This is a genomic window from Pandoraea thiooxydans (assembly GCF_001931675.1).
Taxonomy (GTDB): domain Bacteria; phylum Pseudomonadota; class Gammaproteobacteria; order Burkholderiales; family Burkholderiaceae; genus Pandoraea; species Pandoraea thiooxydans.
Genome location: NZ_CP014839.1, coordinates 418302 through 440699 on the forward strand (window position 1 = coordinate 418302; position 22398 = coordinate 440699).

A 22398-nucleotide genomic window follows, 5' to 3' on the forward strand; every position below is an offset into this window, starting at 1 on the left:
GCCGTCCTGGAATCACACCGAGAGCGAATCAAGCGCCCTTGGTGACTCCGTCATGGGGAAGATAATGAAATTGCAAAAAATCAGAAAGAGCGTTCCTGTGTGCGTGGCAGCCGCGACCCTTCTGGGCTGCACCGGGTATGCCTACGGTTATGAATTCGACACGGGGTTGGGGGATCTGCACGGTTCGTGGGTCTCGAACATAACGGGTAGCACGGGCATTCGGACCAAGAATCCGAGCTGCAGCCTGACCGGCGATCCGAATGCCAACGGCTGCGGCGCATCGGCCAATGTGGCGCAATGGGGTGCCGGCACCGATGGCGATCTCAACTACCGCAAGGGCCATCCCTTCACGGCATATTTGAGCGCGACCAGCGAGCTGCTGCTTACGATGCCGTCCGAAGGCTACAAGTTCATGATACGCGGCACCGGGCTTTACGATTTCGCCGCCGACCACACCGCCCGCACGCCCCTGGATGGCGGCGCGCGAGGTCAGATCGTTCACAATGCGCGACTGCTTGATTTATGGCTCGAGAAAGATTTCTCCATCGATGACCGACTGGCTCACGTGCGGGTCGGTAACCAGGTCATCAACTGGGGCGAGAGCTACTTCGCCAGCGGCGGCATCAACCAAACCAATGCTGTCGATATCCAGACGCTGTTGATCCCCGGGACGCAGCTCAAACAGGCGCTGATACCGGCGCAAATGATCAGCTTCGCCAGCGAATTGCCTGACGGGTTCAGTACCGAAGCATACTTGCAGTGGCATTGGAACGCCAACCGGTACCCGCCAGTCGGCTCCTATTGGTCGGTCGGCAATATCTTCGGTCATGGCCAGCAGCCCCTGACGCTCAATACCCAGAATTTCAATGAAACCGGGTTGGATGCGGGCGCGATTGCGGGGCCGCATGCAAGCCCGGCAACCTTGGCGGCCATCAACCAGGGGCTGATCAACGGGCAGTATGCCGGTTCGCCATACTTCTCCCTTGGCATTCCGGTGGGTACCCGCGAGCCGGGCAACAAGCCGCAGTTTGGTGTCAAGTTCAACTACAAGCCGCGCAGCATGGATGTCAACTTCGGCTTCTATTACGAGAACTACACCGACAAGAATCCGGTAATTACCTCGCTGGCCAATGGCACGTCGGAGTGGTCGTACCTGCAGAATCGCCAGCTGTTTGGCGTCAGCGCCGACTTTCCGGTTGGCGATTGGGCGGTCGGGACCGAGCTCTCCTATCGTCCGCGCGATGCCGTGTCGCTATCGAGCTGCTTCAAGCCTGGCGGGCCGTTGGACTCGAATACCAATGGCGTGAGCGGGGTCGACTGCAAGCAGTGGATGGACAAAAAGAAGTTGCAGTTCGACATCAATGGCCAGTTGAGCATGACGCAAAGCTCGCAGCCGCTGCTGAAACTCATCAAAGCCGACGAGGCCACGCTGACTGCCGAACTTACCTGGATTTACTACCCGGGAGTGAGCTCCGCCAGCACGTACGCGTCGACGGCCAGCGGCACGCCGGTGATACAGGCGCCGTCGGCTGGTTATGACACATGGTTGAACTACAACTCCGGCACTGGCTATCCGATCACCGCGGGACAGGGTACGGCGAGCTCCGTGGGGGCGACGGTTGACTTCAACTGGACGTACGACGGCAGCATCATTCCGGGATGGGAGGTTACGCCGGGCTTTACGTTCACGGATGCGTTGTATGGCTATACGCCGACCTTCTCGGCAAATTATCTGCAGGGCGCGAAGTCGGTCAACGTCTACGTGCTGTTCAACCAGGACGCAGCAACCTGGCAGGCCGGCATGAATTTCACGACCTTCTTTGGCGGGCATCAAACCGTGGGCCAGCCGTTCGCCGATCGGAATTTTGTCGGAATCTTCGCGACCAGAAACTTCTGATCTTAGTTCAACTCGCTGGCGTTCAGGACGGAGCCGGAATGTGCCGGCTTCCGTCGTTAGCGTAAGACGTCGAAGGATGATTTTGTGTTAAACCGGATCGTTATTAAACTCGAAAATTGGTTTTTCGGACATCGTGCGATCACATTGATTGGGATCGTTTTATTCACTGCCGTCATGGCTGTTTTCGCGGTTCAACTGCGAATGGACGCCGGCTTTGACAAGCAGATGCCGGTAGGCAATGAATACATACGAACGTTTCAGAAATACCGCAGTGATCTGTTTGGCGCGAATCGCCTGACCATCGTCGTCAAGGCACGCCACGGCAGTATCTGGACCCCGCAGGGATTGACCCGCCTCTACGATGTTACGCAGGCGGTGACGTTCCTGCCCCACGTGGATCGGCAGGGCGTCCAATCGCTGTGGACGCCCAACACCTACGTCAATGAAATTACAGAGGATGGTTTCAGCGCCAAGCCGGTGATCGACGGCACGATCACGACAAGCCAACTGACGCCGGCCGTCGTCGACAAGATCCGGCAGGCGACGGCGCTTGGCGGGTACGTCGGCACCCTGGTGTCGCGCGATCAGTCGAGCGCGATGATTACCGCCGATCTGAACGAACACGACGCGTCGGGCAAACCGCTCGATTACGTCCAGTTCAACCATCTTCTCGAGAAGAAGATTCGCGATAAGTACCAAGACGGCAATTACCAAATCCAGATCATCGGTTTCGCCAAACAGATCGGCGATATTGCCGATGGTGCCGTCGGGGTGCTGCGCTTTTGCGCGCTCTCCATTTTGCTGACCGCGCTGGCAGTCTATTGGTACAGCCATTCGATCCGGTTTACGGTGCTGCCGATCGTCTGCTCGCTCACTTCGCTGGTTTGGCAGTTCGGCACCTTGAAATTGATGGGGTTCGGCCTTGATCCTTTAGGCGTGCTTGTGCCATTTCTGGTGTTCGCGATCGGGGTCTCCCACGGGATTCAGCAAATCAATTTCATTGTCCGCGAACTATCGCACGGCCAGAGTTCGCTGGAGGCATCGCGGCGCAGCTTCCGTGGCCTGTTGATCCCCGGGACGCTGGCGCTGGTGACGGCGTTCGTATCCTTCGTGACGCTGCTGCTGATCCCGATCCCGATGGTCCGGGAGCTGGCGGTGACAGCCTCGGTCGGGGTCGCCTATAAAATCGTGACGAATCTGGTGATGCTGCCGGTGGCCGCATCGTGCTTTACCTTTTCGAAAGCTTACGCCGATCGCGCACAAATAAAACGCGAGCGGCGCTCGAGGTTCCTGCGCACGCTGTCCGGAGTCGCCAGGCCGAAGATCGCTTATTTCGTCGTGGGTCTGACGGTCGTTATCTTCGGCGTAGCCGTGTGGCAAAGTCGCGATCGCATCGTTGGCACGCTGCAACCGGGCGCACCCGAATTGCGAGCGGATTCGCGGTTCAATCAGGATGCGGTTTCCATCGCAAAAAACTACGACATCGGCCTTGACTGGCTGACCGTCGTGTTCGAGGTGCCGCACAGCACCGCCTGCGACGACCCGAAAGTCGGCCTGTTCGAGGACGATTTTGTCGCGGCAATGGCCAACAAGCCCGGAGTGGCGTCGATCGAGTCGTATCCGGGGATGCTGCGGACCTACAACGAGGGATATAACGAAGGTAATCCCAAGATGAACGTAGTGCCGACCGACCCGGTGAATTACGGCGCGCTATCCGCGGAAATCGGCCAGGTCAGAGGGTTCATGAACAAGGATTGCAGCATGACGGCCGTCCACCTGTTCCTGACCGATCACAAGGCGACGACGCTGTCGAACATCCTGAACGACGTCAAGCAATACCGTGCCACACATCACCTTGCCGGCCTGCGAATCAGGCTGGCGGCGGGCAACGCCGGCATCATGGCGGCCATCAACGAGGAAGTCGCACATAGCGAATTGCCGATGATGCTCTATGTCTATGCGGCGATTCTTATCCTGGTGTTTCTTGCCTACCGGGATCCGCGCGCGATGGTGGCGTGCTGTGCACCGCTGACCGTGGCGACGTTTATCGGCTATTGGTTCATGAAGGAGCTGCAGATCGGCCTGACGGTCGCCACGCTGCCGGTCATGGTGCTGGCGGTGGGTATCGGGGTCGACTACGCGTTCTACATTTATAACCGGCTGCAATTCCATATCGCGCATGGCCAATCCATCGTAAAGGCCGTCGAGCACGCGATTCTCGAGGTCGGCGTGGCGACCATATTCACCGCCATTACGCTTGCCATCGGGGTCGCGACATGGAGCTTCTCAGCGCTCAAGTTCCAGTCGGATATGGGGAAATTGCTGGCGTTCATGTTCATTGTCAATCTGATCATGGCAATGACTGCGCTGCCCGCGCTCGCAGTCGTGCTCGAGCGATGGTTTCCGCGGCGCAAGCCGGTTCAGGCGAGCGGTCTTTTCAATCACTGATGGCAGTTCTCGTAGGATGAATACAAACTCGATGATGAAGAGAATTCTGGCAGCCACGGTGTTGAGCTTTGCTCTGGCCGCTGGCTTCGCGCACGCAGCGGCCCCGACGGCGGAGAATCCGCCGAAGGCGCTATCCGTCACACCCGCGCGTGAGTGGGACGATCCGACCCGATTCATGATGCTCGACGCGACATTGGCAGGCTCGCGCATTGTGGCGGTCGGCGAGCATGGCATCGTTTTACTGTCCGATGACAACGGGAAGACGTTCAGGCAGGCACGACACGTTGCGGCTTCGTCCACGCTGACCTCGGTTTATTTTGTCGATGCGCAGCACGGCTGGGCGGTCGGTCAGTGGGGCGTGATTCTATCGACCAGCGATGGCGGCGAGACATGGACGCTGCAGCGTTCCGACACGTCAATCGACCAGCCATTATTCTCGGTGTATTTCAAAGACACCCAACGGGGGTGGGCGACCGGCCTGTGGGGATTGCTGCTGTCGACGCAGGATGGTGGCAAAACCTGGGTGAAACAGCCGCTTCCGCCGCGACCGGGCGGCGCGCGAACGGACTTGAATCTGTACAAGATTTTTGCCGATCACGTTGGCACGCTATTTATCACCGCGGAAAAGGGCATCGTGCTCAGATCGCGTGACGATGGCACGACATGGGAGTATCTGCAGACCGGCAACGAAGGCAGCCTGTGGTCGGGTGCTGCCGGTCAAGGCAACGTGATCGTGGTGGGCGGGCTGTTGGGACACATGTACCGTAGCGCCGACGGCGGCGATACCTGGCAGAAGGTGCAATCCGGCGCGACTGGCTCCATCACGGATCTCGTCTCGTCGGGGGACCACATTTTCGGCGTTGGGCTGGACGGCTTTCTGATACAGGGGGCGCTCGATGCGACGGGTTTCAGCGCCAGCCAACGTCCCGATCATGCCGCGCTGACCGCCGTGGTGGTGCCCAAAGACGGGGTTCCCCTGCTGTTTTCAAAAAATGGCGCGTTGACCGCTGGCCGCGCGAGACCGTGAGGCGGCGCAACGCTGTCCTGACGGCCAGGGTACGGCTGGTTGGCCGGTCCGGCAGACGCATCTCGCGGGCCGGCCAACGCAAATTCGAACGCGATTGATTCAGGCATTAGGGTATCCACTAACGCTCGCGGCGCACTCAGTACTAAATTTGGATAAAGCGCCGTATGCCTGTCGCATAAACTGTCGCCTGGTGAGCCGCCATATCCTCGGCCCGAAGCTTATTTGCCACGCCAGGCAAGCTACGGCAAACGAGTAGCCGACGCCGGCGGCCCAGTGCGCGATTTGGTCGAATCCTTATGGTTCAACCTAGTGTCACCGGCAACCGGTTTCACGCATATTCGCCAGGCCGGTGACGCTCTTGCCCAAGCGCGTTTGCAGTGGAAACCACCATGGACCTGGTGCATCTGCGGCAAGCCTGAGTAAATCGGCGAGCGCTTAGCGTGGTGCATCGTGGCGGCTTTGCCCTGGGCGGAGAGTCGCCGCGTCCCAGTCCTGCGGCACGGCCGTGGCGGGCATGGCGTGCCGCGGCGCAGCTGGTGACCGGCGCTCGACGGGGATGCGAGCGTGCCGCTGAATCTGGTCCTTCGCCATTGGGTTCAGCGGTTGCAGTACAACAAATATTGGGTAACTGGCAGCGGTAAATGCCCGCCCATCTTGAATATGAACTGAGGAGATAACGTGATGTCGGGCGAAACTCAACCAACTGCGGGCCTGAGCAAGAATGCGGTCGGATTGCCGCAGATCGTGTTCTTTGTGGTTGCCGCCGCGGCACCCCTGACGGCGATGGTCGGCGCCACACCGGCTGCATTTTCCCTGGGTAACGGCGCGGGTGTACCAGGCGTATTCGTTATCGCGGGAATCATGTATTTGATTTTCAGCATTGGTTATGCGGCGATGAGCCGATACATTACGAATGCCGGAGCGTTCTACGCCTATATCGTCAACGGGCTGGGCCGGCCGGCCGGCGTTGGCGGAGCGTTTATCGCCATCGTCGCCTACAATGCCGTGCAGGTCGCGATCTACAGCATGTTCGGTTTTTTTCTGAACAATGCCATCCAATTGCATTACGGAATAAACATACCCTGGTGGGTGTTCGTATTGGCCTGCATTGCCGTGGTGCATTTCTGCGGTGCGCGGCACATCGAATTCAGCGGCAAGCTGTTGGGCATGTTGATGGTCTGCGAGGTGGCCATCGTGCTGATGCTCGATATTGCCATTGTGTTGCATGGCGGCGGTCCCGCAGGGCTCAGCGCTACCCCATTTATGCCCACGACCGTATTCAGCCGCGGCATCGGCACGGCGCTGGTGTTCGTGCTGGGCTCGTACATGGGCTTCGAGGCTACCGCGATTTTCTCGGAAGAGGCGCGTGATTCCACCCGTACCATTCCGCGCGCGACCTATCTTGCCGTCATTCTTATCATGGTCTTTTACGCGTTTTCCGCGTGGGCCATCGTGGAGGCCTGGGGCGAGGGGAACATTGCCATACAAGCCACCCATGACCCAGCCAATTTGTGGTTTGCCATAAGCGATCGGTTGCTGGGGGCCGTGGCGACCGACACGATGAACGTTTTGCTGGTCACAAGTCTGTTCGCGGCAATTCTGTCCTTTCATAACACCATTACGCGATACTTTTTCGCGATGGGGCGTGAGGGCGTGCTCTGGCGCGGGTTGAGTCGCACCCACGCCAAATTCCACAGTCCTCACGTGGCCGGCAAGCTGCAGACGGCCATTGCCACCATTTCGATTGTCGTGTTCGCCGTGTTTCACCTCGATCCGTTCGCCATCGTGTTTTCCTGGATGAGCGCGCTGGCCACGGTCGGAATCATTGCCGTGCAAATTCTCGTGGCGATGTCGGTCATCGTCTTCTTCCTGCGAGATTCGCATGGCCTGGGTATCGGCCCACGACTGATCGCCCCGCTCACCAGCATCATTGCGCTGGCGGCGTGCCTGGTCCTCGTGATTCGCAACCTGGCGGTGCTGAGCGGCTCGGATTCAAAAATCGTTCTTATGTTTCCGTATATGCTTCTGGCCGTCGGGGTCGCGGGATTTTGCACTGCGCTTCGATTGAAGCGGATGGCGCCGAGTCTGTACTACGCGCTGGGCCGGCCAATTCAGCAGTGATGGTGAGGGCGAAAAGCCCAGTGTTGACGGGGAGGGGGCAGTGAACCACGCTGTCTCTTCCCGGTGCGAAGAGTCGCCGTCGTTCGTCGCTGTTCCGGACTGGCCCCGCGACAGCCGTAGCCGTGCCGCAGGCATCGAATTGACGCGGGATAGTCGCCCTTTTTAAAGCTCACGCTCAGCAGCGATCCGCGTCATGCGGTCACAAGCAACTCGTTTTTGCGGGCGGTCTGGGATGGCAGTTCGTCGAACAGATCCCGGTAGTCGGCTGCGAAGTGACTGAGGTGAAAAAAGCCCCACTTTGCCGCGGCATCACCGACCGACAGCTCCGACCCGCTTGTCGACATCAGCTCTCGCCGAACGCCGTTGAGACGGATGCACCGAATGTAGTTGACAGGCGTTGACTGCGTCACGCTCTGGAAGCTTTTCTGAACCGTGGTGCGACTGACTCGCAGACGGTCGCAAAACTCTTGCACGCTGGGCGGACTGCCACTGTCTTGCAATAGCAAGCGATGAATTTTTTCCACGATAAAGCTGCAAGGCGAGCTTCCATGGTTCTGATTCTTGTCGCATTCCGGATCGGCGATCAGGTTCAGCATGGTTTCAAGCATGGCGCCCTCGATGCACGCTTCCGAGTGACCGCCGCTTGCATCGGCCGCCGGGCTAACGAGCGAGCCATAAAACAATCTCAATAACCTGGCTTTGCTCTCGGCAAGGCGATGAGGCGAGACCTTTACCACCGGTTGCTTCAACAACGCGCGCAGTGTGTCCGAACGCCCCGAGTCGGTCAGGGCTTGCTCGAAATCTTCGACGTCAAACGTCACGGCGAGTATGTCCATGCTCATCGGCATGTGGAACATGAACTCCTGCCCACCGCGTAGGACGAAAATGCACTTGTCGTCTACTTCTCGGCCTTGTACGCGTGCGGCGCCAGGGACGTTCAGTGGCAGGGCAAAGCATATTTTGCCGCGCGGGGCTTCGCCGTGCTGGACCACCCGTTGATTGATTTGCTCTCGGAAGATGTGAAGATGGCCGGCGACCGCCTGCACCAGGGAACTTTGCAGCGTTCCTGGCGTTATCTGATTATAGATTTGCTTCCACTCTTTGACCGAAGACGCATGGAGATGGATGTCTTGGAAGCGATCGATTTTTACCAGCATAAAGCGACTGCGTTATACCCGGGTTTAAGGAAAAAAGGGATCTAAATCACTGCCCCAAAATTTCTGCAATAAGTATGTGGTAAGAGCGAAGCAACGAAAATGCGTATTTACCCGTTAACTGTGCGATCCGGCGATGGGCGAGGGCTGCGCCGGGCTCTCACGCGAGCTGCGGGCGGCCAGTACCCGCGTCGCGTGAACCCTCAAAATGACAGATAGGCGTGACCCGCCGGGGGGGGCTCAGAAAAGCCTGCTCTGCCGTTGGGCAGGCGGTATGTCGAAGCGTCGAAATTCGGGGCCGGAGTCGCCCCTTCAGCTGCCCAACATCCCGGCCGCGATATTCACGCACAGACCAAGCACCGCGACGTTGAAATAAAAGGACAGGACGGACTGCGCCAGCACGCTGCGCCGCGCGCTACGCCCGCGCAGGCAAATGTCGGCGGTTTGCGAAGCCACCGCGATGGTGAACGAGAAGTACATGAAATCCCAGTAATCGGGCTGCAGCGCGCGGTCGGGAAATCCGAGCTCGGGTTCTTTCGAGCGTGAGCTGTAATAGATACGCGCGTAGTGCAGCGTGAAGATGGTCGGGATGAGAAACCACGCACCAAAAAGGGTCAGGCCGGTCAGAAGCGAGTGCAGCAACTTTATCTCGAGCCCCACGCCCTTGGTCGACCCGAGCTCGAAGACGATCGCGAGGATGCTGGCGACGGTTGCGAAGCAAATGACCGTCAGCACGGTGACGGCATTCTCGTCTTCGCGCTGCGCGTGAGCCCGTACCGCTTGCTCGCTGGCGAATGCCATGTGGATCCAGATCATGACAAGGTACGACCAAACCGCGACGTCCCAGCCGATCAGCACGCGCTCGGTGGGCTGCACGGTGCCTGGCACCAGCAAGCCGGCGGCCAGTCCGATGACGAGTCCAATCGTCATGTATGGCCGGTTGCGAAGCACTTCGGGGTAGAAGCTCATCAGGGGGCGTGCCGCGGAGACGATGACTGCAATTCTACCGTGTCCGCGGGAGGCGCCGCACCACCGGTGCGCGACCGCGCTCCGGCGGGCGCGTCGCCCGAGATCGTCTTTATTTCGCTTGCCGCCCGCGCAATTCCAGGCGGATCACGAAGATACCGGCCGCGGCCGACATCAGCGCCAGTGCGTACCAGGTGATCGAGTACATCAGGTGATTGTTGGGGAAGCTGATGACGGTCAGGCCCCCCACCGGATAGTGTGACGGCGTAGTGCCGGCGCGCGGTGCGCCCGGGCCGTCGGCATCGATGAAATAGGGGGCGACCGGCCCAAGGCCGCGCGCGGCGGCAATGCCCTGCACATCGCGCGAGTACCACAGGTTGTGCGCAGGATCGTTCTTGTGCAGGAAGCCGCCGCCCGGCTCGGGCATGCGTACCAGGCCGGTGACGGTGACCGGCCCCGACGCCTCGCTCGCGGGCGTGTCCTTCCATTCGGGCGGCACGAAGCCGCGATTGACCAGCACCAGCGCGCCGTCGCTCATGCGCAGCGGCGTGAGCACCCAGAATCCGCTGCCCAGATCGCTGACAGCCTGCACCTGTGTGTCCTTGCCGTACAGGTAGGTGCCGGTTGCCGTCACATGCAGGTACTCGTCGCGCGCGGCGCTCACCTGCGGCCACTGGGCCGGCCCGGGCGCCGGCACCGGCGTGGCGTGCACGCGCGTATCGACGCGGTGGATCAGGTCGAGTTTCCAGGCACGCCGGTGCACCTGCCATGTGCCGAGGCGCACGAAGCCATAAACGAGGAGGACCGTAAGGGCCAGGATGACGCCAACACGCGCAAGCGAGGGGCGCATGCGCGCGCCCTGAGTTTCAGAGGGGGTATTGCTGCTCAAGATATGCCGTTCAGGGAGGGTTGTGCATAGGCTGCATCATACCCGGCATCATGTTTTCGTTCAGGTGGTACATCACCCAGATCGAGCCGGACAGCGCGATGGCCACCAGCACGATCGTGAAGATCAGCGCCAGCAGGCTCCAGCCCCCCTGCACCTTGCCGTCCATATGAAGAAAATAGATCATGTGCACGACGATTTGCACCGCGCCGATCAGCAGGATCGCCGCGGCGGTCACACCCGAGCGATGGAACACCGAGCCCATCACGATCCAGAAGGGCAGCGCGGTGAGCGCGACCGCCAGTACAAAGCCGGTCATGTACCCGCTGAAGGTGCTGTGCGGCAGTTCCTCGTCTTCGTCGTGATCGTGTGCGCCGGCGTCGCCCAGCGCGGTGTCATGGGCGCTCATGGCAGCACTCCCATCAGGTAAACAAAAGTGAATACGCCGATCCACACCACGTCCAGAAAGTGCCAAAACATCGACAGGCACACCAGGCGCCGCCGGTTGGCCGCATTCAGTCCGTATTTGCCGACCTGCGTCATCATGGTGATGATCCAGATGATGCCGCACGTCACGTGCAGCCCGTGGGTGCCGACCAGCGCGAAGAACGACGAGAGGAACGCGCTGCGCCAGGGGCCGGCGCCGTCGTGAATCAGCCCGGCGAATTCGTGCAGCTCCACGCCGATGAACGCCGCGCCCAACAGGCCGGTCACTGCGAGCCAGCCGAGCAGCGCGCGCGGTCGGCGCTTTTGCATTTCGAGCATGGCAAAGCCGTAGGTAATCGAGGAGAGCAGCAGCAAGGAGGTGTTGAGCGCCACCAGCGGCAGCTCGAACACTTCGGCGCCGGTCGGCCCGTCGGCGTAGCGCCGACCCAGCACGCCATAGGCGGCAAACAGACAGGCGAACACCAGGCAGTCGCTCATCAGGTACAGCCAGAAGCCGAGCAGCGTGCCATTGGGCGAGTGATGCGCGGTGCGCACCAGGAACTGCAGCGGCCCGGCGGCCTGCCCGTTCGATCGGCCATCGCCGGAGAAGGGGCCGGCGCCCGGGCCGGTCAGCGGGGGTGGGTTGGGGGCGGTCGTGTCAGACATGTTGAGCCAGCAGGCGCGTGCGCTCTGCCTCCGTGCGGTCGACCTGCTCGGCAGGGATATTGAAATCGCGTCGATAGTTGAACGTATGGCCGATGGCCACTGCCAGCAGCGTAACGAATGCGACGATGAGCGGCAGCCACATGTGCCAGATCAGAAAGAAGCCGCAGGCGGTCGAGAGCGCCGCCAGAATGAAGCCAGCCCCGGTATTCTTCGGCATGTGAATCGGCAGGAAACCCGACACCGGGCGCTCGAAGCCATGCTGCTTCATCTGCCACCAGGCGTCGTTATCGTGCACCAGTGGTGTGAACGCAAAGTTATAGGCCGGCGGCGGCGACGAGGTCGACCACTCGAGCGTGCGGCCGTTCCATGGATCGCCAGTGAGGTCGCGCAGGCTGTCGCGGCGGCGGTAGCTGACATAGAGCTGGATCAGGAAGCACGCAATGCCCAGCGCGATCAGCGCCGCGCCGAGCGCGGCGATCTCGAACCAGATCTGCAGCGACGGATCGTCGAAATGACTCATGCGCCGCGTCACTCCCATCAGCCCGAGCACGTACAGCGGCATGAAGGCGACGTAGAAGCCGACCAGCCACAGCCAGAACGAACACTTGCCCCAGAACGGATCGAGCCGGTACCCGAACGCCTTGGGAAACCAGTAGTTGATGCCGGCCATCATGCCGAAAAACACGCCGCCGATGATCACGTTGTGAAAGTGCGCCACCAGAAACAGGCTGTTGTGCAGCGCGAAGTCGGCGGGCGGCACGGCCATCAGCACGCCGGTCATGCCGCCGATCACGAAGGTCACCATGAAGCCCACCGTCCACAACATGGGCACCTCGAAACGGGCTCTGCCGCGATACATCGTGAACAGCCAGTTGAAGATCTTCGCACCGGTCGGTATCGAGATGATCATTGTGGTGATACCGAAGAAAGAGTTCACACTAGCGCCCGAGCCCATCGTGAAGAAGTGATGCAGCCACACCAGGTATGACAGCACGGTGATAACCACCGTCGCATACACCATCGACGCGTAGCCGAACAGCCGCTTGCCGCAGAACGTTGAAATCACTTCCGAATACACGCCGAACGCGGGCAGCACCAGGATGTAGACTTCCGGGTGGCCCCAGATCCAGATCAGGTTGACGTACATCATGGCGTTGCCGCCAAGGTCATTCGTGAAGAAGTTGGTGCCGGCGTAGCGGTCCAGCGCGAGCAAGGCGAGCACGGCGGTCAGCACCGGGAACGCGGCGATGATCAGCACGTTGGTGCACAGCGCCGTCCAGGTGAATACCGGCATGCGCATCATCGTCATGCCCGGCGCGCGCATCTTGATGATGGTGACGGCCAGGTTGATGCCCGAGAGCAGCGTGCCGATCCCCGCGACCTGCAGGGACCAGATGTAATAGTCGACGCCGACGTCCGGACTCTGCAACAGTTCCGACAGCGGCGGATACGCCAGCCAGCCGGTTCTGGCGAATTCGCCGACGAACAGCGAGAGCATGACCAGAATCGCGCCGCCGGCGGTCATCCAGAAACTGAAATTGTTCAGGAATGGAAAGGCCACGTCGCGCGCGCCGATCTGCAGCGGCACCACGTAATTCATCAGACCCGTGATGAGCGGCATGGCCATGAAGAAAATCATGATGACGCCGTGCGCGGTGAAAATCTGGTCGTAATGATGCGGCGGCAGATAACCCATCGAGTGGCCGAACGAAACCGCCTGCTGAATGCGCATCATCACCGCGTCGGCAAAGCCGCGCAGCAGCATGATCGTACCCAGGATGATGTACATGATGCCGATGCGCTTGTGATCGATGGTGGTGAACCACTCGCGCCACAGATAACCCCACAGCCTGTAATACGTAACGGCGCCGAGCAGTGCGCCGGCGCCGATGGCGACCACGATGAAGGTCACCACCAGAATCGGCTGGTCGTACGGAATCGCCTGCAGACTCAGGCGTCCGAAGATAAGTCTGGCGAGATCGAGATGCTCGGGCATGGCGTTATCCGCGCGCGAAGCGCGCCCTGATCAAGTTCGGATGACTCGGCAAGCGTTTCATTGCTGTTCCCGGCCGGGGGCGTTCTGCATGGCAATGCGCAGGGTTCGGCTATTGGCTGCCGTGCATGAGGCGGCGGCAAGCGGCTGCTTCGCCGGGGCATGCGCCGCTTTGCGGTTCTGGTTCGGCATGTCCTTGATGCAGATTTGTCCCGGCTCGACGCAGCGATTGAGGATGGCGTCGTACAGATCCGGCGCGATGTGACCGTAGTAATGCACCGGCACCCACTCGCTGGGCTTGGCCAGCGCTTCGTAGGTGCCTCGCGTGAGCGCATCGCGACTTGACTTGGCATGCGCGACCCAGGCGCGGAAGTCGGCCTCGCTCATGCCGCGGAATTTGAAGCGCATCCCCGAGAAGCCCGCGCCGCTGAAGTTTGCCGAGAATCCTTCGTAGACGCCCGGCTTGTTGACCACCGCGTTGAGCTGCGTTTGCATGCCGGGCATGGCGTAGATCTGGCCGGCCAGCGCGGGAATGAAAAACGAGTTCATCATCGTCGAAGAGGTGATCTCGAAATGGATCGGCCGGTCGACCGGCGCGGCCATCTCGTTGACCGTCGCGATGCCTTGCTCGGGATAAAAAAACAGCCACTTCCAATCGAGTGCGACGACCTGCACTGTCAGCGGTGCGACGTCGGCGGGCAACGCCTGGTGGGCGGCGATTCTGTCGAGCGGACGATACGGATCGAGCTTGTGCGTGCTGACCCAGGTCAGTGCGCCGAGCGCGATAATGATGAGCAGCGGCACTGACCAGATCAGCAGTTCGAGCAGCGTCGAATGGTCCCACTCGGGTGAATATTGCGCTTGGGTATTGGACGAGCGATAGCGCCAGGCAAACAGCAGCGTGAGGAAGATCACCGGCACGATGATCACCAGCATCAGGCAGGTCGAGACGATGATGATGTCGCGCTGGCGCATCGCCAGATCGCCGGACGGGGACATCAGCACGGTACCGCAGCCGGACAACAACAGGGCGGCTGGAAGTGCAAGCAATCCGCGAATCAACTTTGGCGTACTCATTGCTGCGATCGATGAAACCGTAGCCGTGAACCGTTCCCATCATGGACTTCTCGGTCGCTTGCCGGATACTAGGGTTAACGCTATGGCATCGCATGGCAAATGCTGCGATGCTTGTCAAAGCACAAAAGCCATCGTCAATCCGTCTCGCTCGCGGCGAAGGAGTCGATAATGTCAAGTGGTGCTAATCATCAGACGGCATCGCCAGTCCCCTCGGAACCATTCAGCCGAGGGCATCGGTCCCGTATCGCGCCGGAGGAGATCGCCGTCGGTGTGGTGGTGGGGCGTGCATCCGAATATTTCGATTTTTTCGTGTTCGGCATCGCCTCGGTGCTGGTGTTTCCCCGCGTGTTCTTCCCCTTTACCGACCATCTCCACGGGCTGCTCTACGCCTTCACCATTTTTTCGTTCGCCTTTATCGCCCGGCCTTTCGGCACCGCATTTTTCATGACGGTGCAGCGCCGCTGGGGGCGCAGCGTCAAGCTTACCGCGGCGCTGTTCGCATTGGGTACCGCGACAGCGGGCATGGCGTTCTTGCCGAACTATCAAAGCATCGGTGTCCTGTCGATCTACCTGCTGGCATTTTTCCGCTCGATACAGGGCATCGGCTTCGGCGGCTCCTGGGACGGCTTGCCGTCGTTACTCGCGCTGAATGTGCCGCCGCACCGCCGCGGCTGGTATGCGATGATCGGACAGCTCGGCGCGCCGATCGGTTTTCTGATCGCTGCCGGACTGTTCCTGTTTCTGCACATGAGCCTGGACTCCGACGATTTTCTCGGTTGGGGCTGGCGCTATCCGTTTTATGTGGCGTTTGCGGTCAACGTGGTCGCGCTGTTTGCTCGGTTGCGGCTGGTGGTGACGCATGAATACACCGAAATGCTGGAGGAGGATCAGCTCGAACCGATCAGCACCCGAGAAATGGTGCGCTCGCAGGGCTACAACATTTTTCTCGGCGCGTTCGCCTCGCTGGCCAGCTATGCGCTGTTCCATATCGTGACGGTGTTCCCGCTGTCGTGGGTGTCGCTGCAGAATCCGCAGGATATGGACAACATGCTGACCGTACAGATGCTCGGCGCGGTCGTGGCGATGGTGTTTACCGTGCTGTCCGGGCGCATCGCCGACCGCATCGGCAGGCGCACGACGCTGGGCCTGTTCGCCGTGATGATCGGCGTATTCAGCCTGTTCGCGCCGTTCCTGATGGGCCACGACGCGCAGCATCAGGATGTCTTCATCGTCATCGGCTTCGCGCTGCTGGGGCTGTCGTACGGACAGGCCGCCGGTTCGGTCACATCGAACTTCGAACAGCGCTTTCGCTACACGGGTGCTGCGCTCACCACCGATTTCGCGTGGCTCTTCGGCGCGGCCTTCGCGCCGCTGGTCGCACTTGGCCTGTCGTCTTTGTTCGGCCTGGTTGCCGTGACCGGCTATCTGCTCTCCGGCATGCTCTGCACGCTGCTGGCGCTGCGCATCAACAAGCTGCTGGCAACGCGCGATTGACTCGGGCTCACGCAGCGTGCTGCCGCGGGCCGGAAGCAGTCGCGCTTATGTCGTTCTGGTGCCCGGCCAGCCATTGTCCCCGACAGTAGTGCGACAGGATGCCGTTGTCGTAATGGCATAGATGCAGCCAGTGGTTGTCGACGAGCGCGCGCAAATGCGCGTGCTTTTGGAGCACGGCCTCGATCCGCTGCTGCGCAGCGGCGATGATCACGCTCAAGCGCAGCGGTTCGTGCATCTCGCGCTCGCCGTCGTGCAGCGATTGCCGGCTCAGGCCGATGCGCAGATCGCCGCCGTTGCCTTCGAAGACGCCGATATGGGCGCCCACCACGTTGTGCAACAGCTTGTTGCCGCTGCCGAAGTAGACCGGCTCGCAACTCGACGCGTGATATTGCCAATTGATCCAGTGCGTGACTAGCATCGGCGCGGTCATCAATTGCTCGAGCTTGCTGCCGTCGCCATCGTGCGACGCATCGTAATCATGCAGGAAGCTGCGGCCGGCCAGGTTCACGCCGCGCGTGAGTTCGCGCGGCGCGATGATAAAGGCGGCATTGTTGGCCAAGCCCCACTCCGGCCGGGTTTGCGCGCCATCGCTGGCGCGGCGCTGGAGCGTCCGCAGCAGGCGGGCCGGCTGCTGCGTCGCGTCGATCCGCAATTGCGGCGCCCGCTCGCGGCGCACCTGGTCGAGCGCCGCGGCAAATGTCGCCCGAAGCCTGGCGATGCTTGCCTGACCGGCGGCCGGCAGCAAATCCAGATCGAACCATTCCACCTCGTCGGTCGTGGTGTTGTGCAGCGCGGCGGCGAACACGGTATGCGCGGGTACCCGAATGCCGTGGGCCGCCAGATGCTCGCGAACCTCGGCGTCATTGAGCATGCGCGCGAGAATGCGCGCGTTGACTTCGCCGCTCTGCCCGCCGCAGGCGCCGCATTCGAGGGCCGCGGCCTGCGGGTTGTTGGCGCTTTGACTGCCGTGGCCCACCAGCAAGACCAGCGGAGCGAAATCGCGATCGAGCCCCATCAGGCGCAGGATGCGTGCGGCCATCTCCGCGCGCGCGGCCGCATCGAGATGATCGAGCGACGGGCGGCACAGGTGGCGATAGCGCTTGGGCAGGCCGTCGAGGTCATCGCGATCGCGCTCGTGCGGTTTGATTTTCAGCCAGTGGCGCAGCGCACTGCCGTAACTCCATCCAAAGGCCTCGACGTACGAGAAGGCCGCGGCCGGCCAGCGGCTGGCGGCACGCCATTGTTCGGCGATCGAAAAATGGCGCTGCCTGGCGCGTTGCACCGAGGCCGGGCTTGGCGCGCCGGGGCCGCCCGGTGCGCGCAGGCTATCGCCGGCCTGCACCGCCGGCGGCAACAGGCCCGGCAGGCGTGGACTGCTCGCTGCCGTGCCGATCGGAGTGTAGGCAATCGGCAGGCCGAAGAAACCGGCAAAACCAATGGTTTGAATATGCCGATCATGAGTCTCGAGCGCGCGACGCAGTGGCTCGCTGCGCACGTCGATGCAGAACACGGCCTGCGCCTCGACGCCGCGGTCGCCCGATGCTGCGGCCCCGGCAGCCGCTGGGGCTCCCAGTTGACTGGCGAGCCGCCTCTGGTAGGCGAGGTCGAGCGCCAGTTGCCACACCTCGTCGACCGCAAAGGCGGATTGCGCGGCGGCCAATTTGGCTGGCGCCTCCCGCCAGAGCTCGCGCAGCGCGCGAACTCCGGTGCCGACCCCGGGGATCAGCGCGGGATTGAGCAAAATGGCGCCCCAGGCCAGGCGCACCGCGAGCAACTCGCGCAGCGAATGATCGCGTCCACCGGCCTGCCGAGCCTGCCAGTCCAGATAGGCGCACCAGGAGGCCCAACCGTTGATATTGAGCAGCAGGGCCTCGAGATAGTCGGGCCAGACGGCGCTCGGCAAATCGACCTTTTCCATGACCCAGCGGATCGCCAGGTCAGGCGTGGGCGGCAATTGGTTCAACTGGCGATGCAGTTGGGGCAATCCCATCAGCGTGCCGATACCCGGGTCGTGCTCCAGCGTATCGCGCCAGAATGCATATAGGCCGCCGCCGCGCTCGGGCTGCCAGTCGGCCTGTGCATGATCGAAATAGGCGGCGCACGTCTGGCTGATCTGGTGGGTGATTGCCTGACGCCAGGGCAGGTGCGTGTTGCGTTGTGCATCCACGTCCAGCAAGTCGATCAGCAGCGGAATCGGCGAGAGTGCCGGTTCGCCTTGCAGTGCCTGTACGCACTGCTGTTCGTCGAGCAACGCTTGTCCGGCGGCGGCGACATGATGGCGTGCGGCGTGCAGATCCGCACCGGAAATGGTGCCGTTGGTCCAGGCCTGCAGAAAGTAGCGACGCGATGGATACACGCGCGCGCCCGCCAGCAGGCTGAGCCGGGCCGCCACTGTTTGCACCGCATCGCCGGTGCGCCCCCAATGTGGGTTGACGGCGATCGAGCGGTCGAGTGGCCACGCCGGAGCAATGGCTGCGCAGGCCTTTTGGCAGGCCTCGTCGAGCATGGCATCCAGATTCTGGCTGGCCAGCGGCGGCAGCGCGCCGGCGGCTGCCTGCTGCGATGGTGTTACGGTATCGATGTCCGAGTGGCTCATGACAGGCTCTTGTAAGTTTGCCCGGCGCGGGCTGTCGGCACCGCCGTGCCGGGTTTGATGCCGAGCTGGTTTTTGGGGCTTTTGCCTGAAACGGGCAGTTGCGCGGGCCACAGGCGCAGCGCCAGCCGCGTGTAGGCTTCGTCGAGATAGAACCCGGCGTAGCTGCGCCGTCGCCAGGGTTCGAGCCACTGGCGACCACGCGGCACCTGCATCAGGGCGGTGCCGGCATACAGCACCGCCATGCCGGCGCAGGCGATTTGGCCCAGCAGCGCGTGCGGGGCCGACGGCGCGCCCAGCGTAATGGCGTGGCCGGCGAAACTCAGCACCAGCAGGCAGGCGAACAGCAAGCCGCCCAGGACGATGCGACGCGCACTGGCCGAATACGTCATGCCGGCAGACGGCACCCAGAGCATGGGCGCCCACGCGAGCGCCAGGATCAGGGACCACCAGACCGGCCAGTCGCGCATGGCAAGCGGCGGGGCGATCGACGCCAGCGCATGTGCCAGCACGATGCCCAGCACGACGCTGAGCACGGGGGCCAACGCCAGGCTCCAGGCGGCAGGTTGCCAGGGCTCGCGCATCGCATTCAGGCGAGCCTGCCGTACCGCGGCGCCCGAGCTGAGAAACGCATGGGCTTTGTAGAGCGAGTGTCCGATCAGATGGAGCGCGGCCATGTGGTACAGGCCGACACCGCACTCGAGCAGCATGAAACCCATTTGCGCCAGGGTCGACCAGGCCAGCCTGACCTTGATGCTGATGCGCGTGAGCGAAACGAAACCGGCCAGCACCGCAGTGGCCAGTCCGACCGCTGCCAGCAGGGCATGCGCTGGCGCTGCCGCATCGAACAGCGGCGCGAAGCGAATCACGATGAAGCCGCCCAGATTGACCACGCCCGCGTGCAACAGGGCGCTTACCGGAGTCGGCGCCTCCATGACCTGAATCAGCCAGCCGTGCACCGGCAGCATGGCCGTGCGAATCGCCACGGCAAGGGTCAGCAGGAGCGCGCATAGCTGCAGGTCGATGTTGACGCCGTCGGTTGCGGCATGGTGCAGCAATGTCGAGATGGAGAAGCTCCCGGTGGCCCGGTAGGCCAGCCACGCCGCGCCGATCAGGCACAGATCGGCCAGCCGGTCCGCCAAAAATTTCTTGTGGGCTGCCAGCACGGCAAACGGCCGATCGCCATAAAAGCAGAGCAGGCGGTTCAGCGCAAAACCCGTCGCGGCCCAGGCGGCTATCAGCACGATCCAGTTGTCGGCCAGCGTCAGCAGTTGCACTGTCGCCAGCACGGCCGACAGGGCGGCTGCATAGCCTGCCTGGCCACGTTCTCCGTCCAGGTAGCGCGACGAGAATCCGGCGATGACCGCGCCCAGGCATTGGACCAGCGCGCCAAACCAGGCACCCGGCAGCCCGACCGCCAGGCCGGGCAGGATGACCAGTTCGGCGCTGCTGGTCGCAGCCGGTGTCGTGAACCGCAGTCCGAGGGAGATCAGCGAGACGGTGGCGGCCAGCACGCACAATCGTTGAACGAGCATCCAAAAACGCCTGGCCGGCAGACTGGGCTGAACGGCAGCCGCGATCATTGGAATAAACATCAGCACGCCGGGCAGCAGCGCGAGCAGGGCTTTGAAATCAGCGAAGGAACTCATGAACGAGTGGACAAAGTGTCGGTAGGCAGAATATTGCACCGCGACAAATGTTCTGTAAAATAGATAAATATGAACATAAACGAAATTAAAATAGAACGATTCAGCGTCGACCGCTTGAATTTCCACCACCTTTTCTATTTCTGGTGCGTTGCCCGGTCGGGCCATCTCAGCCGCACCGCCAAACAACTGCACGTCTCGCAGTCGGCGCTGTCCGCGCAAATCCGGCAGTTGGAGGAGCGTCTGGGGCAGCCTTTGTTCGAGCGCGAGGGCCGGCGCCTCAAACTCACCGACACCGGCCATCTGGTAGCGACGTACGCCGACGGCATTTTCGATCTGGGTGCCGAGATGCTGGGGCGCCTGAGCGGCAGCAGCGAAGGCGTCACCCGGTTGCGGGTGGGCAGCGTCGCAACGCTGTCCCGCAACTATCAGGAAAACTGGCTGCGCCCGCTGCTGACCGACCCGTCCGTGGCATTGACGCTGGAGTCGGGGTTGCTCGGCGGGTTGCTGGACCGGCTGCAGCACCATCAACTCGACGTGGTGCTGGCCAACGAGGCGGTACCGGCCGACCCGGAGCAGCCGCTGCACTGCCAGCGGCTGGGCAGCCAGCCGATGTCGGTGGTCGGTCGGGCAGAAATCTGGCAAGGCCACCAATTAAATATTCCTAACGGATTGCATGGCGTGGAGATGGCGGTGCCCGGCGTGCGCCATGCGGTCAGGGCGCAGTTCGATGCGCTGTGCGCGAGCGCGGCGGTGGAGCCGCGCATACGCGCCGAGGTCGACGACATGGCGATGTTGCGGCTGGTTGCCCGGGACAGTGACTGGCTCACGCTTTTGCCGGAGGTCGTGGTGCAGGATGAATTGCGCACCGGGCGTTTGGTGGTGGTGGGCGTTTCCACCGAACTGACGGAAAATTTTTATGCGATCACGGCCCCTAACCGCTATCGCCCGAGGGCATTGGACGGGTTGATGGCGAGGGCCGTCAGCCCCGCGCAGGAAGGGCCGCAGTGAAGACAATCGCGCCCGACGGCGACCGGTTTCGATGCGTCGCCGTGTTGCGATGACGCGCCAACGGCGCTTGCTGAGCCTTGACATCGGTCAATAGGGCGCGACGGAGTGGTCTCTATCATGATAAGGGAGCAATTATTCGAGGCACGCCCCGCGCATGTGCCATGGCTTCAACGGACTGATGAATGTCGGTGGAGTAAGGCATTGCGCTGATGTCTATGAGGCGCGTGAGGTTGCGGTCGTCAACGCCACGCATGGCCGCCGCTCGGCGCGGATGATCGCGGGCAGTCCGACGGCCTTCATAGCCGGGTGGAGCCGTCCGGCCGGATCCACGAAGCAACCAGGCGGCGAACGCGCTGTTCGCCTGGATACTATGAAAAGAACTCAGTCACCCCTCCACCATCTTGAGTTGCGAGTGCGAGAATTTGCACAATTGTTCAATTCGATGGATCCAACGCCATTTCTCAATAAGGATCTCGATCGCGACGCCGAGTCTTTCATCGAGACCTGGGCGTTCGGATTTCCCGCGAAGAGTCGGCTGCATATTACGATCCACCTTGAGAAGATGCCGGCGGAGTTGGATCCGGGTGCCCTCTTGACTGAAGCGATTCATAACTTCTTCGAATACAAGACAGGTGTGGTGCGGCGCGACCTCAAAATGCTGCTCAAGCGAGGTCGCGCAAGCCTGTTGATCGGCCTGGTCTTTGTAACGACATGCTTGATTGCCGCGCAGGCGGTGTCCAAGCTGGGTTCAGCGACACCCTTCGCAATTGCCCGAGAGAGCCTGACCATTGCCGGTTGGGTAGCCATGTGGCGGCCGATGCAAATTTTCCTCTACGATTGGTGGCCGCTGGCAAGGAGGATACGGGTGTACCAGGCGCTACGACGTGCCCACGTTCGGGTCGTCGCAGGTAAGTAGCGCCCGCTTGGACGCTGGCGCCGGGCAACTCGTGTGCGCTCCGGCTCCGGCTTGTGAAAGCCAACAGGGGCCGCGCT

At 61.7% G+C, this 22398-nt stretch carries 16 protein-coding genes; 7 read left to right on the top strand and 9 right to left on the bottom strand.

Going from position 1 to position 22398, the window contains the following annotated elements; all coding sequences use genetic code 11:
- The first annotated feature begins 64 nt into the window (after nucleotides 1-64).
- From PATSB16_RS01950 to PATSB16_RS01965, 4 genes are all read left to right on the top strand, one after another.
- Nucleotides 65-1897, top strand: coding sequence for a DUF1302 domain-containing protein (locus PATSB16_RS01950; RefSeq protein WP_047212388.1), 1833 nt, complete (start codon nucleotides 65-67; stop codon nucleotides 1895-1897).
- Nucleotides 1898-1981: 84 nt separating this feature from the next.
- Nucleotides 1982-4345: an efflux RND transporter permease subunit gene (locus PATSB16_RS01955; protein WP_047212389.1), complete on the top strand. Its 2364-nt coding sequence runs from the start codon at nucleotides 1982-1984 to the stop codon at nucleotides 4343-4345.
- A gap of 31 nt (nucleotides 4346-4376) precedes the next feature.
- The gene (locus PATSB16_RS01960) at nucleotides 4377-5372 is read left to right on the top strand and encodes a WD40/YVTN/BNR-like repeat-containing protein (protein ID WP_047212390.1); all 996 of its coding nucleotides are present in this window, start codon (nucleotides 4377-4379) and stop codon (nucleotides 5370-5372) included.
- Between the two features lie 681 nt (nucleotides 5373-6053).
- Nucleotides 6054-7493 carry an APC family permease gene (locus tag PATSB16_RS01965; RefSeq protein WP_047212391.1) on the top strand — a complete coding sequence of 480 codons (1440 nt, stop codon included), beginning with the start codon at nucleotides 6054-6056 and terminating at the stop codon, nucleotides 7491-7493.
- A 191-nt stretch (nucleotides 7494-7684) separates the two neighbouring features.
- On the opposite strand, the gene PATSB16_RS01970 is transcribed toward PATSB16_RS01965, so the two are convergent.
- The 7 genes from PATSB16_RS01970 to cyoA all read right to left on the bottom strand — a co-directional run bounded on the left by PATSB16_RS01970 (nucleotide 7685) and on the right by cyoA (nucleotide 14661).
- Nucleotides 7685-8650: a helix-turn-helix domain-containing protein gene (locus tag PATSB16_RS01970; RefSeq protein WP_047212392.1), complete on the bottom strand. Its 966-nt coding sequence runs from the start codon at nucleotides 8648-8650 to the stop codon at nucleotides 7685-7687.
- Nucleotides 8651-8959: 309 nt separating this feature from the next.
- Nucleotides 8960-9616: a DUF1345 domain-containing protein gene (locus tag PATSB16_RS01975; protein ID WP_047212393.1), complete on the bottom strand. Its 657-nt coding sequence runs from the start codon at nucleotides 9614-9616 to the stop codon at nucleotides 8960-8962.
- Between the two features lie 109 nt (nucleotides 9617-9725).
- A complete protein-coding gene (locus tag PATSB16_RS01980) occupies nucleotides 9726-10463 on the bottom strand; it encodes an SURF1 family protein (RefSeq protein ID WP_047212394.1) in 738 nt (245 codons plus the stop codon).
- Nucleotides 10464-10512: 49 nt separating this feature from the next.
- Nucleotides 10513-10908 carry a cytochrome o ubiquinol oxidase subunit IV gene (cyoD, locus tag PATSB16_RS01985; protein ID WP_047212395.1) on the bottom strand — a complete coding sequence of 132 codons (396 nt, stop codon included), beginning with the start codon at nucleotides 10906-10908 and terminating at the stop codon, nucleotides 10513-10515.
- Nucleotides 10905-11591 (bottom strand): cytochrome o ubiquinol oxidase subunit III, encoded by a 687-nt coding sequence (gene cyoC, locus PATSB16_RS01990; protein ID WP_047212396.1) that lies wholly within the window; start codon nucleotides 11589-11591, stop codon nucleotides 10905-10907. Before cyoC ends, cyoD begins: the two co-directional genes overlap by 4 nt.
- Complete coding sequence (gene cyoB, locus PATSB16_RS01995; RefSeq protein ID WP_047212397.1) at nucleotides 11584-13587, bottom strand: cytochrome o ubiquinol oxidase subunit I; 2004 nt, start codon at nucleotides 13585-13587, stop codon at nucleotides 11584-11586. The genes cyoC and cyoB overlap by 8 nt, the downstream gene beginning before the upstream one ends.
- A gap of 57 nt (nucleotides 13588-13644) precedes the next feature.
- Nucleotides 13645-14661, bottom strand: a complete 1017-nt coding sequence (gene cyoA / locus PATSB16_RS02000) for a ubiquinol oxidase subunit II (RefSeq protein WP_047212398.1) — start codon at nucleotides 14659-14661, stop codon at nucleotides 13645-13647.
- A gap of 168 nt (nucleotides 14662-14829) precedes the next feature.
- On the opposite strand from cyoA, the gene PATSB16_RS02005 reads away from it, so the two are divergent.
- Nucleotides 14830-16155: an MFS transporter gene (locus PATSB16_RS02005; RefSeq protein WP_047212399.1), complete on the top strand. Its 1326-nt coding sequence runs from the start codon at nucleotides 14830-14832 to the stop codon at nucleotides 16153-16155.
- 7 nt (nucleotides 16156-16162) lie between these two features.
- On the opposite strand, the gene PATSB16_RS02010 is transcribed toward PATSB16_RS02005, so the two are convergent.
- Together PATSB16_RS02010 and PATSB16_RS02015 are read right to left on the bottom strand one after the other, a co-directional pair.
- Nucleotides 16163-18751 (bottom strand): YbcC family protein, encoded by a 2589-nt coding sequence (locus PATSB16_RS02010; RefSeq protein WP_047212400.1) that lies wholly within the window; start codon nucleotides 18749-18751, stop codon nucleotides 16163-16165.
- Complete coding sequence (locus tag PATSB16_RS02015) at nucleotides 18748-20397, bottom strand: NADH-quinone oxidoreductase subunit L (protein WP_047212401.1); 1650 nt, start codon at nucleotides 20395-20397, stop codon at nucleotides 18748-18750. The genes PATSB16_RS02010 and PATSB16_RS02015 overlap by 4 nt, the downstream gene beginning before the upstream one ends.
- A 69-nt stretch (nucleotides 20398-20466) precedes the next feature.
- Between PATSB16_RS02015 and PATSB16_RS02020 the strand changes: the two genes are divergently transcribed.
- Both PATSB16_RS02020 and PATSB16_RS02025 read left to right on the top strand, forming a co-directional pair.
- Nucleotides 20467-21405 (top strand): LysR family transcriptional regulator, encoded by a 939-nt coding sequence (locus PATSB16_RS02020; protein ID WP_047212402.1) that lies wholly within the window; start codon nucleotides 20467-20469, stop codon nucleotides 21403-21405.
- Between the two features lie 154 nt (nucleotides 21406-21559).
- Nucleotides 21560-22321, top strand: a complete 762-nt coding sequence (locus tag PATSB16_RS02025) for a hypothetical protein (RefSeq protein ID WP_237170280.1) — start codon at nucleotides 21560-21562, stop codon at nucleotides 22319-22321.
- The last annotated feature ends 77 nt before the right edge of the window (nucleotides 22322-22398 follow it).

Excerpts from the sequence above, each read along its gene's own strand:
- PATSB16_RS01960 (WP_047212390.1), top strand. The coding sequence starts at position 4,377 with ATGATGAAGAGAATTCTGGCAGCCACGGTGTTGAGCTTTGCTCTGGCC.
- PATSB16_RS02010 (WP_047212400.1), bottom strand. The coding sequence starts at position 18,751 with ATGAGCCACTCGGACATCGATACCGTAACACCATCGCAGCAGGCAGCC.
- cyoC (WP_047212396.1), bottom strand. The coding sequence starts at position 11,591 with ATGTCTGACACGACCGCCCCCAACCCACCCCCGCTGACCGGCCCGGGC.
- PATSB16_RS02025 (WP_237170280.1), top strand. The coding sequence starts at position 21,560 with ATGTGCCATGGCTTCAACGGACTGATGAATGTCGGTGGAGTAAGGCAT.
- PATSB16_RS01975 (WP_047212393.1), bottom strand. The coding sequence starts at position 9,616 with ATGAGCTTCTACCCCGAAGTGCTTCGCAACCGGCCATACATGACGATT.
- PATSB16_RS01980 (WP_047212394.1), bottom strand. The coding sequence starts at position 10,463 with ATGCGCCCCTCGCTTGCGCGTGTTGGCGTCATCCTGGCCCTTACGGTC.
- PATSB16_RS01970 (WP_047212392.1), bottom strand. The coding sequence starts at position 8,650 with ATGCTGGTAAAAATCGATCGCTTCCAAGACATCCATCTCCATGCGTCT.
- PATSB16_RS02005 (WP_047212399.1), top strand. The coding sequence starts at position 14,830 with ATGTCAAGTGGTGCTAATCATCAGACGGCATCGCCAGTCCCCTCGGAA.
- cyoB (WP_047212397.1), bottom strand. The coding sequence starts at position 13,587 with ATGCCCGAGCATCTCGATCTCGCCAGACTTATCTTCGGACGCCTGAGT.
- cyoD (WP_047212395.1), bottom strand. The coding sequence starts at position 10,908 with ATGAGCGCCCATGACACCGCGCTGGGCGACGCCGGCGCACACGATCAC.
- PATSB16_RS02015 (WP_047212401.1), bottom strand. The coding sequence starts at position 20,397 with ATGAGTTCCTTCGCTGATTTCAAAGCCCTGCTCGCGCTGCTGCCCGGC.
- PATSB16_RS02020 (WP_047212402.1), top strand. The coding sequence starts at position 20,467 with ATGAACATAAACGAAATTAAAATAGAACGATTCAGCGTCGACCGCTTG.
- PATSB16_RS01965 (WP_047212391.1), top strand. The coding sequence starts at position 6,054 with ATGTCGGGCGAAACTCAACCAACTGCGGGCCTGAGCAAGAATGCGGTC.
- cyoA (WP_047212398.1), bottom strand. The coding sequence starts at position 14,661 with ATGAGTACGCCAAAGTTGATTCGCGGATTGCTTGCACTTCCAGCCGCC.
- PATSB16_RS01950 (WP_047212388.1), top strand. The coding sequence starts at position 65 with ATGAAATTGCAAAAAATCAGAAAGAGCGTTCCTGTGTGCGTGGCAGCC.